Origin of the sequence: Bacillus sp. Bvel1 (assembly GCF_014872755.1) — a bacterium.
Classification (GTDB): Bacteria; Bacillota; Bacilli; order Bacillales; family Bacillaceae; genus Bacillus; species Bacillus velezensis.
The window spans coordinates 421,214-436,794 of record NZ_JAAOBZ010000008.1 but is presented as its reverse complement, the minus strand read 5'-3'; the positions used below and the strand labels follow the sequence as shown (position 1 = coordinate 436,794).

At 45.6% G+C, this 15,581-nt stretch carries 13 protein-coding genes; 10 read left to right on the top strand and 3 right to left on the bottom strand.

The genetic code is table 11. The features are described 5' to 3' along the window. Positions 1-42: 42 nt before the first annotated feature. The 6 genes from secA to ftsX all read left to right on the top strand — a co-directional run bounded on the left by secA (position 43) and on the right by ftsX (position 6,927). Positions 43-2,568 carry a preprotein translocase subunit SecA gene (gene secA / locus HAP68_RS16515; protein WP_003151414.1) on the top strand — a complete coding sequence of 842 codons (2,526 nt, stop codon included), beginning with the start codon at positions 43-45 and terminating at the stop codon, positions 2,566-2,568. Positions 2,569-2,642: 74 nt separating this feature from the next. Next, positions 2,643-3,744, top strand: a protein-coding gene (gene prfB, locus HAP68_RS16510) for a peptide chain release factor 2 (protein WP_096034905.1) whose coding sequence is annotated in 2 segments (ribosomal slippage) — positions 2,643-2,714 and positions 2,716-3,744 — 1,101 coding nt in all. Because the reading frame shifts where the segments join, the coding sequence is not laid out codon by codon here. A 169-nt stretch (positions 3,745-3,913) separates the two neighbouring features. Then, positions 3,914-4,762, top strand: coding sequence for a YitT family protein (locus HAP68_RS16505; protein WP_014305922.1), 849 nt, complete (start codon positions 3,914-3,916; stop codon positions 4,760-4,762). Between the two features lie 35 nt (positions 4,763-4,797). Then, positions 4,798-5,139 (top strand): cytochrome c551, encoded by a 342-nt coding sequence (gene cccB / locus HAP68_RS16500; RefSeq protein WP_003151417.1) that lies wholly within the window; start codon positions 4,798-4,800, stop codon positions 5,137-5,139. Positions 5,140-5,357: 218 nt separating this feature from the next. Continuing rightward, on the top strand, positions 5,358-6,044 hold the full coding sequence (gene ftsE / locus HAP68_RS16495) for a cell division ATP-binding protein FtsE (protein ID WP_003151418.1): 687 nt from the start codon (positions 5,358-5,360) through the stop codon (positions 6,042-6,044). Continuing rightward, positions 6,037-6,927, top strand: a complete 891-nt coding sequence (gene ftsX / locus HAP68_RS16490; RefSeq protein ID WP_003151419.1) for a permease-like cell division protein FtsX — start codon at positions 6,037-6,039, stop codon at positions 6,925-6,927. Before ftsE ends, ftsX begins: the two co-directional genes overlap by 8 nt. 44 nt (positions 6,928-6,971) lie before the next feature. Here ftsX and HAP68_RS16485 read toward each other — a convergent pair whose 3' ends face one another. Next, a complete protein-coding gene (locus HAP68_RS16485; RefSeq protein ID WP_024085859.1) occupies positions 6,972-8,378 on the bottom strand; it encodes a right-handed parallel beta-helix repeat-containing protein in 1,407 nt (468 codons plus the stop codon). Between the two features lie 206 nt (positions 8,379-8,584). On the opposite strand from HAP68_RS16485, the gene ctpB reads away from it, so the two are divergent. From ctpB to HAP68_RS16465, 4 genes are all read left to right on the top strand, one after another. Continuing rightward, the gene (gene ctpB / locus HAP68_RS16480) at positions 8,585-9,946 is read left to right on the top strand and encodes a carboxy-terminal processing protease CtpB (RefSeq protein ID WP_370880548.1); all 1,362 of its coding nucleotides are present in this window, start codon (positions 8,585-8,587) and stop codon (positions 9,944-9,946) included. A 372-nt stretch (positions 9,947-10,318) separates the two neighbouring features. Continuing rightward, complete coding sequence (gene swrA / locus HAP68_RS16475; RefSeq protein ID WP_014305920.1) at positions 10,319-10,672, top strand: swarming motility protein SwrAA; 354 nt, start codon at positions 10,319-10,321, stop codon at positions 10,670-10,672. A gap of 74 nt (positions 10,673-10,746) precedes the next feature. Then, positions 10,747-11,937, top strand: coding sequence for a cell division topological determinant MinJ (gene minJ / locus HAP68_RS16470; RefSeq protein WP_003151426.1), 1,191 nt, complete (start codon positions 10,747-10,749; stop codon positions 11,935-11,937). 290 nt (positions 11,938-12,227) lie between these two features. Beyond that, entirely contained in the window at positions 12,228-13,298 is a 1,071-nt protein-coding gene (locus tag HAP68_RS16465) for a DUF3810 domain-containing protein (protein WP_041482381.1), read from the top strand. 291 nt (positions 13,299-13,589) lie between these two features. Here the strand turns inward: HAP68_RS16465 and HAP68_RS16460 are convergent, their stop codons facing one another. Next, a complete protein-coding gene (locus tag HAP68_RS16460) occupies positions 13,590-14,927 on the bottom strand; it encodes an MFS transporter (RefSeq protein WP_003151435.1) in 1,338 nt (445 codons plus the stop codon). Continuing rightward, positions 14,900-15,523, bottom strand: a complete 624-nt coding sequence (locus HAP68_RS16455) for a TetR/AcrR family transcriptional regulator (RefSeq protein WP_014305917.1) — start codon at positions 15,521-15,523, stop codon at positions 14,900-14,902. Before HAP68_RS16455 ends, HAP68_RS16460 begins: the two co-directional genes overlap by 28 nt. Between the last annotated feature and the right edge of the window lie 58 nt (positions 15,524-15,581).

Here is a 15,581-nt window from a genome sequence, read left to right as displayed (position 1 = left end):
TTCCATGCAAAATCTGCATGTGAACATAGAGGAGCGTTATAGATGCTTGGGATTTTAAATAAAATGTTTGATCCGACCAAACGTGCGCTGAACAAATACGAAAAAATAGCAAATGACATTGATGCCGTAAGAGGAGATTATGAAAATCTTTCTGACGAGGCGCTTAAAAATAAAACGGCGGAATTTAAAGAGCGGCTTGAAAAAGGAGAAACGACGGATGACCTTCTTGTCGAAGCGTTTGCCGTCGTTCGTGAAGCTTCCCGCCGCGTAACCGGCATGTTCCCGTTTAAAGTGCAGCTGATGGGGGGCATCGCCCTTCATGAGGGGAACATTTCCGAAATGAAAACAGGGGAAGGGAAAACGCTGACGTCTACGCTTCCCGTGTATTTAAATGCCTTGACGGGAAAAGGCGTTCACGTCGTAACGGTCAACGAATATCTGGCAAGCCGTGATGCCCAGCAAATGGGAGAAATCTTTGCGTTTCTCGGGCTTACAGTCGGCCTGAACCTGAATTCAATGTCAAAAGACGAAAAACGCGAAGCTTACGCTGCCGATATCACGTATTCAACGAACAATGAACTCGGCTTTGATTATTTGCGTGACAACATGGTGCTCTATAAAGAACAAATGGTGCAGCGCCCGCTTCATTTTGCCGTTATTGATGAAGTCGATTCAATTTTAGTCGATGAAGCGAGAACGCCATTGATTATTTCCGGACAAGCTCAGAAGTCCACAAAACTGTACGTGCAGGCAAATGCGTTTGTCCGCACGCTCAAGAAAGATCAGGATTATACGTATGACGTCAAAACGAAAGGCGTTCAGCTGACGGAAGAAGGAATGACGAAGGCTGAAAAAACGTTCGGCATCGACAACCTGTTTGACGTCAAAAACGTAGCCTTGAACCACCATATCAACCAGGCTTTAAAAGCCCATGCGGCGATGCAGAAAGACGTGGATTATGTTGTTGAGGACGGCCAGGTCGTCATCGTTGATTCCTTCACCGGCCGTCTGATGAAAGGACGCCGCTACAGCGAAGGTCTTCACCAGGCGATTGAGGCGAAAGAGGGCCTGGAGATTCAAAATGAAAGCATGACATTGGCGACGATTACGTTCCAAAACTATTTCCGTATGTACGAAAAGCTGGCCGGTATGACCGGTACCGCAAAAACGGAAGAGGAAGAATTCCGCAATATTTATAACATGCAGGTTGTATCCATCCCGACTAACCAGCCGGTCATCCGTGACGACCGTCCGGACTTGATCTACCGCTCAATGGAAGGGAAATTCAAGGCGGTGGCGGAGGATGTCGCCCAGCGCTACATGACCGGACAGCCGGTTCTTGTCGGTACGGTTGCCGTTGAAACGTCTGAATTGATTTCTAAACTTCTGAAGAATAAAGGGATTCCGCACCAGGTGCTGAATGCCAAAAACCATGAGCGTGAAGCTCAGATTATTGAAGAAGCGGGACAAAAAGGCGCTGTCACGATTGCGACCAACATGGCGGGACGCGGAACCGACATTAAACTCGGCGAAGGCGTAAAAGAGCTTGGCGGTCTTGCGGTCGTCGGTACGGAACGCCACGAATCCCGCCGGATTGACAATCAGCTCCGCGGACGTTCAGGACGTCAGGGAGACCCGGGCATCACACAATTTTATCTTTCAATGGAAGATGAATTGATGCGCCGTTTCGGAGCTGAACGGACGATGGCGATGCTTGACCGGTTCGGTATGGATGACTCCACGCCGATTCAGAGCAAAATGGTGTCACGCGCCGTGGAATCATCTCAAAAACGTGTCGAAGGAAACAACTTCGATTCACGTAAACAGCTTCTTCAATATGACGACGTGCTCCGTCAGCAGCGCGAAGTCATTTACAAGCAGCGTTTTGAAGTCATTGACTCTGAAAACCTGCGCGACATTGTGGAAGGCATGATCAAGTCTTCTCTGGAGCGTGCGATTGCCGCTTATACGCCGAAAGAGGAGCTTCCGGAAGAATGGAATCTTGACGGCCTCGTGGAGCTGGTGAATTCAACGTATCTTGATGAAGGCGCGCTTGAAAAGAGCGATATCTTCGGAAAAGAACCGGATGAAATGCATGAGATGATCATGGACCGCATCATGACAAAATATAATGAAAAAGAAGAGAATTTCGGTACAGAGCAGATGCGTGAATTTGAAAAAGTCATCGTATTGCGTGCCGTTGATTCAAAATGGATGGATCATATTGATGCGATGGATCAGCTGCGTCAAGGGATTCACCTTCGCGCTTATGCGCAGACAAATCCGCTGCGTGAATATCAAATGGAAGGCTTCGCAATGTTTGAGCACATGATTGAGTCCATTGAGGACGAAGTTGCGAAATTCGTCATGAAGGCCGAGATTGAAAGCAATCTGGAACGCGAAGAAGTTGTTCAGGGCCAAACGACGGCTCATCAGCCGCAGGACGGCGATGAGGCCAAACAAGCGAAAAAAGCGCCGGTCCGCAAAGTTGTGGATATCGGACGCAACGCGCCTTGCCATTGCGGAAGCGGAAAAAAATATAAAAATTGCTGCGGCCGGACAGAATAGTCTCGACTGTATGAAGCGAACATGACCGGGTCTGCGTCTTATGGCGCCCCGGATCTTTTAATGAGGTGAATGGAATGGAATTATCAGAAATCAGGGCAGAGCTCGAAAATATGGCTTCTCGTTTAGCGGACTTCAGGGGGTCTCTTTGACCTCGAATCAAAGGAAGCCCGCATTGCAGAATTAGATGAAAAGATGGCGGAACCGGAATTCTGGAATGACCAGCAGAAGGCCCAAACCGTCATCAACGAAGCGAACGGTCTGAAGGAATACGTGAACTCCTATCATCAGCTGAGCGAGTCTCACGAAGAGCTGCAAATGACACATGATCTTTTAAAAGAAGAACCTGACCAGGACCTTCAGCAAGAGCTTGAAAAAGAGCTGAAGTCATTAACGAAGGAATTGAATGAATTTGAGCTTCAGCTGCTGCTCAGTGAACCATATGACAAAAATAACGCGATTTTAGAACTTCACCCGGGCGCCGGCGGTACGGAATCCCAGGACTGGGGTTCCATGCTGCTCAGAATGTATACCCGCTGGGCGGAAAGACGCGGCTTCAAAGTTGAAACGCTTGATTATCTCCCGGGAGATGAAGCAGGAATTAAGTCAGTCACACTGCTTATTAAAGGCCACAATGCATACGGCTATTTAAAAGCGGAAAAAGGCGTACACCGCCTCGTGCGGATTTCTCCATTTGATTCATCAGGCCGCCGTCACACGTCATTCGTGTCATGTGAAGTCATGCCTGAATTCAATGAAGAAATCGACATTGATATTCGTACCGAAGATATTAAAGTTGATACGTACCGGGCGAGCGGTGCCGGCGGACAGCACGTCAATACGACTGATTCAGCCGTTCGGATCACCCACCTGCCGACAAATGTAGTCGTCACATGCCAGACGGAACGCTCCCAAATCAAAAACCGCGACCGGGCGATGAAAATGCTCAAAGCGAAGCTGTATCAGCGCAGAATTGAAGAACAGCAGGCGGAGCTTGACGAAATCCGCGGCGAACAGAAAGAAATCGGCTGGGGCAGCCAAATCCGCTCGTACGTCTTCCATCCGTACTCCATGGTGAAAGACCACCGCACCAATACGGAAATGGGGAACGTGCAGGCGGTTATGGACGGAGATATCGATATCTTCATTGACGCCTATTTACGTTCTAAACTGTCGTAATCCGGGAACACACCTGCCTTTGGCAAGGTGTGTTTTTTTATCCGTTCTCTTTTTCCATTTTTCACAACAGCGCTTTAGCAAATTAATACGGTATTTGGCTGTTATTTACTTCTAAGCCGGGAAGACTTAAAATGCTATCGAGAGAAAATCGGAGAACGGAGGATTTTGCATGGATGTGAATCACAATAAGCCGCTCCGTCTGATCAAAGATTACATATATATCATGATCGGCGCGGCGATTACGGGGGTCGTGTTTAACGTATTTTTGCTGCCGAACCGTATAGCAGCGGGGGGAGTAAGCGGGATCAGCACCATTTTAGAAACGTTTGGTTTTGAACCGGCTTACGTGCAGTGGATTATTAACATCCCTTTGTTTATCGCCGGAGTGATCATTCTCGGCGGGAAGTTCGGAATGAAGACACTGGTCGGTTCCATCGTTCTGCCGCTTGCCGTCTTTTTAACAAGAGATCTGCCTCCCGCGACGACCCATGAACTGCTGGCGGCGATTTTCGGAGGCGTCGGGATCGGAACGGGAATCGGCATCGTGTATCTCGGCAAAGGCTCCACGGGGGGAACGGCTCTGGCGGCGCAGATCATTCACAAATACACGGGGCTGTCGCTGGGAACGTGCCTTGCCATCATGGACGGATTAATTGTGCTGAGCGCGATGCTCGTTTTCGGAGTGGAGCAGGGACTGTATGCGATGCTCGGGGTATTTATTTCAAGCAAAACGATTGATGTCGTGCAGGTCGGGTTCAACCGCTCCAAAATGGCTTTAATCATTACGCAGCATGAAGAAGCCGTCAGATCAGCTGTGTTTAAAGAAATCGACAGGGGTGTGACGAAGATTTCCGCAGTCGGCGGGTATACGGAACATGACCGGCCGATCTTAATGTGTGTCGTCGGTCAGACCGAATTCACAAAACTGAAACAAATCGTCAAACAAATTGATGAGTCAGCCTTTGTCATTGTCGCAGACGCAAGCGAGGTGCTCGGCGAGGGTTTCAAACGCGCGTAAACGAGGTTATAATAGCGAAGGGGTGCATCTTACATATGAAATCAAAATGGGCGCTGCTGGCGCTGGTTCTGACCATGTCCGTCCTGCTGGCGGCATGCGGCGGATCCAATGAATCGAAAAAAGAAAGCTCTGACAGCTCAGGCGGATCAAAAGCATCTGCGTCAGCGGGTGAAGAACTTTATCAGCAAAGCTGTATCGGCTGTCACGGTAAAGACCTAGAAGGCGGCGGAGGTCCGAATTTACAGGAAGTCGGCGGGAAGTATGATGAAGCTAAAATTGAAAGCATCATTAAAAACGGACGCGGCAATATGCCGAGCCATCTTGTAAATGATGAGGAAGCCGCGAAGATCGCAAAATGGCTGTCACAGAAAAAATAACAGAAAAACCTTGCCTGTTATAGGGGCAAGGTTTTTTCTCGGTCTGGGAATGAAAAGAAACTGTAATAGTAATATGTCTAAATTTGACGTATAATGAAGTGTACTGAGGAAAAGGAACTTTCAGATTTTTCATCTGTTTCCTGACAAATCGGCCATAAACCGCTGTACGTTTGCGAACTCTATGGCTGCAAGACATAAATAAAAGATTAGGTGATTTCATGATAGAGATGAAAGAAGTATATAAATCCTATCCGAACGGTGTAAAAGCGATTAACGGGCTGTCAGTCATGATTCATCCCGGGGAATTTGTATATGTCGTAGGACCGAGCGGAGCCGGTAAATCTACTTTTATTAAAATGATTTACAGAGAAGAAAAACCGACGAAAGGGCAAATATTGATTAATCATAAAGATCTCGCGGCTGTGAAAGAAAAAGAGATTCCTTTCGTGCGGCGTAAAATAGGTGTTGTTTTCCAGGATTTCAAACTCCTTCCGAAATTGACGGTATTTGAAAACGTAGCGTTTGCGCTTGAGGTTATCGGAGAGCAGCAGTCAGTCATTAAAAAACGCGTGCTCGAAGTGCTCGATCTTGTGCAGCTGAAGCATAAAGCGCGGCAGTTTCCCGACCAGCTTTCCGGAGGAGAACAGCAGCGTGTTTCCATCGCAAGATCCATCGTCAACAATCCTGACGTCGTGATAGCTGACGAACCGACGGGCAACCTTGATCCGGTAACATCATGGGAAGTGATGAAGACGCTGGAAGAGATTAATAACCGCGGAACGACCGTCGTGATGGCGACACACAATAAAGAAATAGTAAACACCATGAAGAAACGGGTCATCGCGATCGAAGACGGAATTATTGTGCGTGATGAGTCAAGAGGGGAGTATGGTTCTTATGATTAAAATTCTCGGGCGCCATTTGCGTGAGAGTTTTAAATCTCTCGGAAGAAACACGTGGATGACATTTGCATCCATCAGTGCCGTTACCGTTACATTGATTTTGGTCGGCGTGTTTTTAGTCATTATGCTGAATTTAAACAACATGGCTAAAAATGCTGAAAAAGAAGTGGAAATTAAAGTATTAATCGATCTGACGTCAAATAAGAAAACGCAGGATACGCTGCAGAGTGAGATTAAAGACATCTCAGGAATCCAAAGCGTAGAGTTTTCATCTAAAGATAAAGAGCTTGATCAATTGGTCAAAAGCTTCGGCGACAGCGGAAAGGCCATGAAAATGCAAGATCAGGAAAACCCGCTGAACAACGCGTTTATCGTCAAAACGACAGATCCGCATGATACGCCGAAAGTCGCGAAAAAAATTGAGAAGCTTGATCATGTGTATAAAGTAACATACGGGAAAGAAGAAGTCAGCCGTCTGTTTAAGATCGTCGGGGTGTCACGCAACATCGGGATTGCGTTAATCATCGGCCTTCTGTTCACGGCGATGTTCTTAATTTCGAATACGATTAAAATCACGATTTTCGCCAGAAGAAAAGAGATTGAAATCATGAAGCTTGTCGGCGCGACAAACTGGTTTATCCGCTGGCCGTTCTTCCTGGAAGGACTGCTGCTGGGGGTATTCGGTTCTGTCATACCGATCGCTCTCGTACTGAGTACGTACCAGTCGATGGTCGCTTGGGTGGCCCCGAAAGTTCAGGGATCATTTGTTTCACTTCTGCCGTACAGTCCGTTTGTGTTTCAAGTATCACTTGTGCTCATTCTGATCGGCGCGGTGATCGGAGTATGGGGAAGTCTGACTTCCATCCGGAAATTCCTTCGTGTATAAAAAAAAGCCAGTCTGATACAGACTGGCTTTTTTTAATGGTTTCGTTACTGAATGACGGGCAGGGCCGGTGATCCGGGCTTTAATGTAAAGTCATAAGACGATTCGTCTCGGTACATCGGGTCCGCATAAATGGAATCCGAATCGTTTGCCGTTCCTTTTCTGTACGCTGTGAATGAATCATATTCTCTGTTCTTCCAATTCCAGATGCCGTCTTTTCCCTCTTCTTTGTGATAGACGTTATGATTAACGGTATTTTCTTCGTTTTTCGTAAAATCATTTGCGATAAAAATCCGTGAATCGCTTGCCGTCATGATGTTTTTTTCGATCGTGTTCCCTTTTGTGCCGTACTGCAGGAGCAGCTGGCCGCCGTCAAGGTCCTTCGTGTCATTTCGGTACATGATGTTGTGAGCGATCACCGAATTGATGGTGCCGCCGCGTTTCGTGTCATAGCCTCCGATTGAAATACCGGTGTATGCATTGCCGTACACCTTGTTATCCGTAATCCGGATATCTCGTGCGTATTTCCCTTTATGCTCAGAGGTGGCTTCAATCCCAAGGTCATTGTTGTAAACGGTGTTTTTCTTAATGTCCACATGTTCTGCGCCGTCAACGTAAATACCGCCCGCTGAATATTCATCTCCGTAAGCGGGATTTCCGTAAGAAGAGTTATGGCTCACCGTATTGTTTTCAATGACGCCGTTTCGCGCATAGTCGTTTTGCTTGGACGTTCCTTCGTATCCGATCACGTCAATCCCGATATTGTTATTGTCCCGGATGGTATTGCCGGCAATCTTAAATCCGTCGACATTCCCGTTCAGCACGACCGCTTCGCTTGCGCCGAGCGTCAGTTTTTCAACCGTATTATTTGTAATGCTGACATCCTTCATGGCACCTGTGCCGTAAAATGCGATGCCGTGTGCATTTCCTTCATCAGCCGTGGTTTTAATGTTCCGGATATGGTTGCCGTCAATGTTGATATGACTGCTTGATCCGGTGACGCAGATCCCCATGGCCGTCGCATCTTCTGATGATACGGAGAGATTCTCAAGCGTAACGCCGTGAATGGTAATGTACTGTTTATTGCGGATTTGGATTAACGGAGTTTCAGAATCGCTTTTTGGCGCAGATTTGCCGCTGATTGAGACATGCTCATTCTGATAGTTCCGAAATGTAATCGGCTTTTCGGCCGTGCCGCTGTGCTTTACTTCAAACGTTTCATCATATGTCCCTTCCCGAATCAATACGGTTGTCCCGGCCTCTGCCTTTTCAGCCGCATGTTTTAATGTGCGGAACGGCTTTTCTTTCGTTCCTTCATTTTGGTCGCTGCCTGCGGGAGAAACATACAAGGCGTCCGTCTGCGCTTTCTCATTGGCCTCTGTTTTTGGCCAGACAAAGGCGGTAATGCCTGCGGCCAGAACCGCCGCGGATAAAATCGATAATTTTATTTTCATATCGCATTCTCCTGTATATATAATGAATTGCATACAAAATATTATACGTTACCCATATATATGAAACAATCTCGCATTTTCATTTTTTTGTTGCCGTTACATGAATTCTTTGCAATTTACACATACTATCTCCAGGTTTTCGTAAAAGGACTAAGAGGAGGTAAACGATGAAGCAGAAAATGATCGCAGTGATAGCGGCCCTAAGCATGATGTGCGGCGGAGCCCATATTGCCGGGGCGGCACAGCCGAATTCATCAGACGCAGAAAGAACCCGGGCAATGGAAAAAATCGAAAAAGCATATGAGCTGATCTCGAACGAATACGTGGAAAATGTAGATAAAGAAAAGCTTCTTGAAGGAGCGATTCAGGGGATGCTGTCTACATTAAACGACCCTTATTCCGTTTATATGGACAAGCAGACCGCTAAGCAGTTTTCCGATTCTCTAGATTCTTCTTTCGAAGGGATCGGCGCTGAAGTCGGTATGAAAGACAATAAAATCATTATCGTATCACCGTTTAAGCAATCTCCGGCAGAAAAAGCGGGCCTCAAGCCGAATGATGAAATCATCAGTATAAACGGCGTGTCAATGAACGGGAAAGATTTAAACGAAGCCGTGCTGAAAATCAGAGGAAAAAAAGGATCGAAGGTTTCTATTAAAATACAGCGTCCGGGTACTGAAAAACAGCTGTCATTCCGGATTAAAAGAGCGGAAATCCCGCTTGAAACCGTATTTGCTTCCCGCAAAGAATCAGGCGGTCATCATGTCGGCTACATCGGCATATCGACATTTTCCGAGCATACCGCCGAGGACTTCGCCGCGGCGCTGAAAAAGCTTGAAAAACAAGGGATTGACGGTCTCGTCCTTGATGTAAGGGGGAATCCCGGCGGCTACCTTCAAAGCGTCGAACAAATTTTAAAGCATTTCATCACAAAAGACATGCCGTATATCCAAATTGCGGAGCGTAACGGCGATAAAAAACAATATTTCTCAACCTTAAAACATAAGAAGCCGTATCCCGTCAATGTTATAACAGATAAAGGAAGCGCCTCCGCTTCAGAAATTCTTGCGGGCGCGTTAAAAGAAGCGGGACATTATGACGTTGTCGGCGACACTTCTTTCGGTAAAGGAACGGTTCAGCAGGCCGTGCCTATGGGAGACGGGAGCAACATTAAATTGACGCTTTACAAATGGCTGACACCGAAGGGCAATTGGATTCACAAAAAAGGCATTGCTCCGACAATCGCTGTGAGCCAGCCGGATTATTTTGCGGCGGGACCGCTTCAGCTGAAACAGCCGCTTCAGCCTGATATGAACAGCGCGGATGTCAAGCACGCCCAAATCCTGCTGAAAGGCCTAGGCTTCGACCCGGGCAGAGCGGACGGCTATTTCAGCAAAACAATGAAAAAAGCCGTTCTGGCGTTTCAAGACCGGTACAAGCTTGATAAAACAGCGGTCATTGATAAAAAGACAGCGGAAAAAATGAATCAGCTGATGAATGAAAAGAAATCTGACGAAAAAAATGATTTGCAGCTGCAAATGGCGTTAAAATCATTATTTGTAAAATAAATGAAAAGGAGGCGTTTTTTGCGTCTCCTGTTTCTTTTGTCATTCATAAAAAGTGAACCAAAAGACATATAATTATGACGGTTTTGACAAGATATTAAAAAAATTTTCACATTTAAACATTTATAAAGGACAAACATTACCCGATATTTATAGAGAAGAGAGACTTTATGCCGATTTAATATGTATTCAAAATGAAACTTTTGAAAGTTGCCTCAGTCAGTTTTAGTTCTTACAATAAAAGAAGGTTCTAATAGAGAACAGTTTTAGTTTGGCAGCTGCATTTCAGTATCGAAAGCAGAAGTGTTTGCGGCGCTTCAGCACGGCAGCTGTAATCACCCGTGCTTATCTGGATAAAAAAATGGGGGTTCACAATTGAAGAGGGCAAGTATTGTGCGTGAAAAAAAATATTATGAATTAGTGGAACAACTAAAAGACAGAACAAAAGACGTCACATTTTCATCAACAAAAGCACTAAGTCTTCTTATGCTGTTCAGCAGATACCTGGTCAATTACACAAATGTTGAATGCGTTCACGAAATCAATGAAGAGTGTGCGAAGCATTATTTCACTTACTTAATGAAAAACCATAAACGTTTAGGAATCAATCTGACGGATATTAAGCGGTCCATGCTTCTGATCAGCGGCGTGATCGAGGTGGAGGTTGACCACTATCTGAAAGATTTCTCTCTCTCAAATGTAACGCTGTGGATGACGGAAGAGAGATAGACGTTTGAGATATTCAAGCCAATGATTATTTGGTAGAATAGAATTAAAATGTTTGGCTTGAGGCGGTGAAAGCAGTGTCTGTTCAATGGGGAATTGAACTTCTGAAAAGTATCGGTCTGTTTTTTTTGCACCCGATGTTCTGGTTTTTTATCATCATAAGTCTCGCATGCGGATATTTGCGGATCAAACGTGAACGCCATACGTTTCATACAAAGATCGCGGATATGTATGACGAGCTTATCTTTACATACATAAAAGGACTTATACCGGGTATTCTTCTCTCCATATTATTTTTTGGACTGGGAATTTCGATTCCATTCGGTCTTCTCGGCATAATCGCGGCTGTGACTGCTTTGCTTTCGCTGACGTTCCGTATGAATTGGCTGTCCTCAGCTTATATTGTCAGCGCCGGCATGTTCATTGCGTTTATCCTTCAGTATACCCACACAGTGCCGTTTGCGGATCGGTTTCCGCAGGCATTCGGCGTGAATTGGGCATCGGCGGCCGTGTTTATGGGCCTTTTGATTATCACGGAGGGAGCGGCTGCCTGCCGTTCAGCGCATCTGAAAACATCTCCGGCGCTTGTCGTCAGCAGCAGAGGCCTGCCCATCGGCCGACAATTGGCGAATCGCGCATGGCTGCTTCCGCTTTTCTTATTGGTGCCGGGCAGCGGGCTTGAGTCACACCTTTCTTGGTGGCCTGTCTTTACCGTACCGGGCGGCTCTTTCCATTTGATCTGGATTCCTTATATCGCCGGCTTCGGACAGCGTGTGCAGGGGTCACTTCCGGAAGTCAGCATAAGGATAACGGCGAAACGCGTCATGATTCTCGGGGTTATCGTGACCGCATTCGGGGCAGCTGCCCTTTGGTGGACTCCGCTTGCCGGAGCTGCCGCTTGTATTGCGGTGCTCGGACGCCTGTTTTTATCATTAAGACAGCGGCTGAACGATAACGCGGCTCCGTTTTATTTCTCTAAGCGGGATCAGGGCTTAATGGTGCTCGGCATCATTCCGAATACACCCGCGGACGATCTTGAGCTGAAGATCGGTGAGATTATTACGAAAGTAAACGGCATCCCCGTGAAACATGTATCGGATTTTTATGAAGCACTTCAAAAAAACCGCGCATTTGTAAAAATGGAGATCATCGGCCTGAACGGTGAGATCCGTTTTGATCAGCGCGCGTCCTATGAAGGCGAACATCATGAATTAGGTATTTTATTCGTGCAGGATGAACACGAGCACGAAGAAATGACAGCATTATAATGTGATTTTTCATAATTATTCGGAATAGTTTCAAGAACTCCTAAACTAGATTTCAAAATCAGTTAGAAAGTAAAACAGCTAAGAAAATTATATTTTCTTAGCTGTTTTATTTTGAAATAATAAAAAAATAAATGAAGGAGAGGTATGGCTTATTGGAAAGGTTATTGCTAACTCCAAAACCTTTAGAAGATGAATCTTTAGCGGGATATATATTAAGAATAACTGATTATAATGGTTATGTTGGATAGGGGGAGTACATTATAAAAAAGCTTTTACTTAAGAGATTACCGTTGATTTCACTTGGAGTTATAGCTTACATACTGACAAAATACGCGCAGAACCATCAGGATTGGGCGGAAAAATACAGTAGGTCTGTATATCCGTTATTGTCAAAAATAGTAGGATTTGTACCTTCTTGGGTCAAGTTTTCTGTTAGTGAATGGCTCGTCGTGTTGGTTGTGTTACTTTTTCTATTTTATATCGTTTATTATGTGCGCAAGGTTATCATGAGTAAAGGTGTACGTAGGATGGTAGTTTATCGTGGTGCTCTAGGAATAGTTACGATCTGTAGCGTGATATATTTTTGTTATACTATTTTGGGTGGAATAAACTATTACAGATATTCTTTTTTGTCTTATACCGAATATAAAGAAGAGAACTACAGCAAGGAGGAACTGGTCAAATTGAGTAAGTCGCTTGCCGTTGAAATGGAATTGGCAAGGGAAAAGTTAGCGGACACTGATCTTTTGGCTCAAGTACCAGAGGTTTTTGATTATTATGCACAACACGCAGTGTTCTCGATGCAAATGTTATCAAAGGAATATCCTATTTTGGAGCATTCTTTATACTCAACACCAAAACCAGTTGTGATGTCAAAGCTAATGTCGCATGCAGGGATAAATGGCATCTTTGTCCCTTTTACTTATGAATCCAATATCAATGTTAATGTGCCCGTTTTCTTGGTGCCTGCTAATATGGCACATGAATTGGCACATCAGAGTGGTTTCATGCATGAGGATGAGGCAAATTTTATAGCATATCTGGCATGTAAGCAGCAGGATGATCCAATGATACTTTACAGTGGTTTTTTTCTAGCATTTGTTTATTCTATATCTGAGCTAAAGAAAGTGGATCCAGATCAGGCGTCTGATATAATGTCCAGTCTGTCCAAGGCGGTGCAGCATGATATAGAACAAAATGAGCAGTACCGGGATAAGTATGAGGGTGTTATTTCAAGTATTTCAAGAAATGTAAATGATGTATATCTGAAGGCAAATAATCAGACAGACGGTTTGAATAGCTATAGTGATATGGTGAATTTGTTGCTGGCAGAGCAGCGAGAGATAGAGAAGTACAACTAAATGTATCTTGAATACTTATAGGTTTATATAGTAATGATAGTGGGCTCAAGTTGAACATAGGAGTGAGTGAAATAAATAAAATAAAAGACGGCGGCCGGGCTTTTTACGGCCGGATTACGATGTCAGCGCCGAACTTGATCGGAACTCTCAGCCATTTACATTCCCCTTTTCTCTTGTAAATCAAAAGATTCTTATAGAGCAAACGGCATTGCGGTGACACTTTGAGAGAGAAAATGAAGAAGGAAAACTAGAAAAGGTTCCGGAAAGCTGATGCTTACGGAACCTTTTTCGTTATGCCGAATGGCTTTTTTTCGTCTGAACGGTTTCCCCGGACTTAATTCCAAGCGATACGAACAAGCCGATCACAGAAACTCCGATCAATATGATAAACAGAATATGAAACCCGGAGATTAAACCGATCAGTGCTGAAGAAATAATGCTTCCGAAATAACGGAAGGTGGAGAAAATCCCGGATGCGATGCCGGACATGCCCGGTTCTACCGTCGCAAGAGAAGATACCTGCATGCTAGTCAGCCCCGCACCTGACGCGATGCCTCCTACAATAAGCGATGCCATAAGAAACGGAACGGAATGGGAATAAACCAAAAGCAGAAATAAGAGATTGGCTGCGGCCATCAGCCCGAAGGACAGAAAAATCATTCTTCGCGCGCCCCATTTCTGATGCAGCTGAGCTCCGCCCCAGTTGCTGGCGGACATGAAAACAGAAAAGACTGACAGCGCCATGCCGCTGTGCGACGTGTTCATGCTGAAGTGGCCGGTCATAAAGAGCGGCATAATCAATAACACGGCGTACATCATTAAATTGCTTAACAGAACCGACAGATTGGCGCTCGTAAAGGTCGTGTTTTTAAACAGGTCAAAATCAATAATCGGATGTTTCGTGCGCAGTTCCCGCCTGAAAAATAGCGGAACCAATACGAGAATGAGCAGCGCGTACACCCAATAGCCCAAAGAGCTTTCATTTTTCGTCAAAAGAATAATAGATACAATGCTTCCGGCAAGCAAAACGGACCCGATGATATCAAGCGGAGCGTCAGACGTTTCTTCTTTATATTTAGGAAACATCATTAATGCCGTCACGAGTGCGATCGCAAGAAACGGAATGTTGACCCAAAAGATCGAATGCCAGCTGAAGCTCTCAATTAAAAGAGAGCCGATAAACGGACCGAGAGCCGCGCCCAGCCCGGCGCCGAGGCCGAAAAACCCGAATACTTTCGGAAGCCGTTTTTCAGACACGACATGGCGGATGATGGCGATGCTGTTTGGCGTAAGCAAAGCGCCGCCGGCAGCCTGAAGCGCCCGGAAGAAAATCAATAAGAAAAGACTTGGCGAGAGGGCGCACCCCAATGATGCGATGAGAAAAAGGCCGACGCCCCATAAATACATTTTTTTGTTACCGTACATATCACCGAGTTTGCCGGCAATGGGCTGTGTCACTGCCATCACGATTAAGTACACGGTCACTACCCATGTGATGCTGGCAATTGATTCGCTGAATGAGCGGGAAATGGATGAAAGGGCGACTGCGATCATCGTAGAATTGATGGGAACGAGTATGGCTCCCAGCAAAAGCGAAACGATCAGCGCCCATTCTTTCTTTGAACCCATCCTTCATCCTCCTTGGAGCCGGAAAATGACCGGCCGGTAATGCCTTTCATGAAAATCTCAGTGCTGTGTTTCAGCATCGTTTCCTCAGAGAGAGTAATGACTCTTTTCCCCAGCTGCAGCCGGTGTATAAAATAACCGAAAATCATCGTCATAAAGACGTCTGCATTAGCTTCTTCGCTGCCGGGGCTTATCATATTTTTCTTTGTCAGCTCCTTAAAGTAAACGATTAAATGCTTTTTCACGGATTGCGGATATACGACAATATCCTGCAGGACGTCTTCGAATAGTTCCGGTTCGCGCAGGCAGATGCGGAACACTTCTTTTTTTTGTTCCAATTGCTGCAGAAGGGTCGTGGCGAAATGAAGAAGATCCTCATACAGATCGCCTTCCGCCTTGGTGATCATGCTTTCCGGAACCGGCGCCTGCTGTTCAATCATGGCTTTCATTAATCCTTGCTTGTTTTTAAAATTACGGAAAATCGTTGCTTCGCTTACTTTTGCTTTTTCTGCGATTTCCTTTGTTGTCGCTGCGCGGTATCCTTTTTGGATGATCAGATTCATCGCGGCGTCAATAATTCTCTTGTTCGTCGTTCTCAACATGTTTCACCTCGCGTAAATACTGGCAGGACAAGTATACACCCGCCCTGCCCGTCAA

Excerpts from the sequence above, each read along its gene's own strand:
- HAP68_RS16460 (WP_003151435.1), bottom strand. The coding sequence starts at position 14,927 with ATGGGTTCAAAGAAAGAATGGGCGCTGATCGTTTCGCTTTTGCTGGGA.
- ftsE (WP_003151418.1), top strand. The coding sequence starts at position 5,358 with ATGATAGAGATGAAAGAAGTATATAAATCCTATCCGAACGGTGTAAAA.
- HAP68_RS16485 (WP_024085859.1), bottom strand. The coding sequence starts at position 8,378 with ATGAAAATAAAATTATCGATTTTATCCGCGGCGGTTCTGGCCGCAGGC.
- HAP68_RS16505 (WP_014305922.1), top strand. The coding sequence starts at position 3,914 with ATGGATGTGAATCACAATAAGCCGCTCCGTCTGATCAAAGATTACATA.
- cccB (WP_003151417.1), top strand. The coding sequence starts at position 4,798 with ATGAAATCAAAATGGGCGCTGCTGGCGCTGGTTCTGACCATGTCCGTC.
- ctpB (WP_370880548.1), top strand. The coding sequence starts at position 8,585 with ATGATGTGCGGCGGAGCCCATATTGCCGGGGCGGCACAGCCGAATTCA.
- secA (WP_003151414.1), top strand. The coding sequence starts at position 43 with ATGCTTGGGATTTTAAATAAAATGTTTGATCCGACCAAACGTGCGCTG.
- ftsX (WP_003151419.1), top strand. The coding sequence starts at position 6,037 with ATGATTAAAATTCTCGGGCGCCATTTGCGTGAGAGTTTTAAATCTCTC.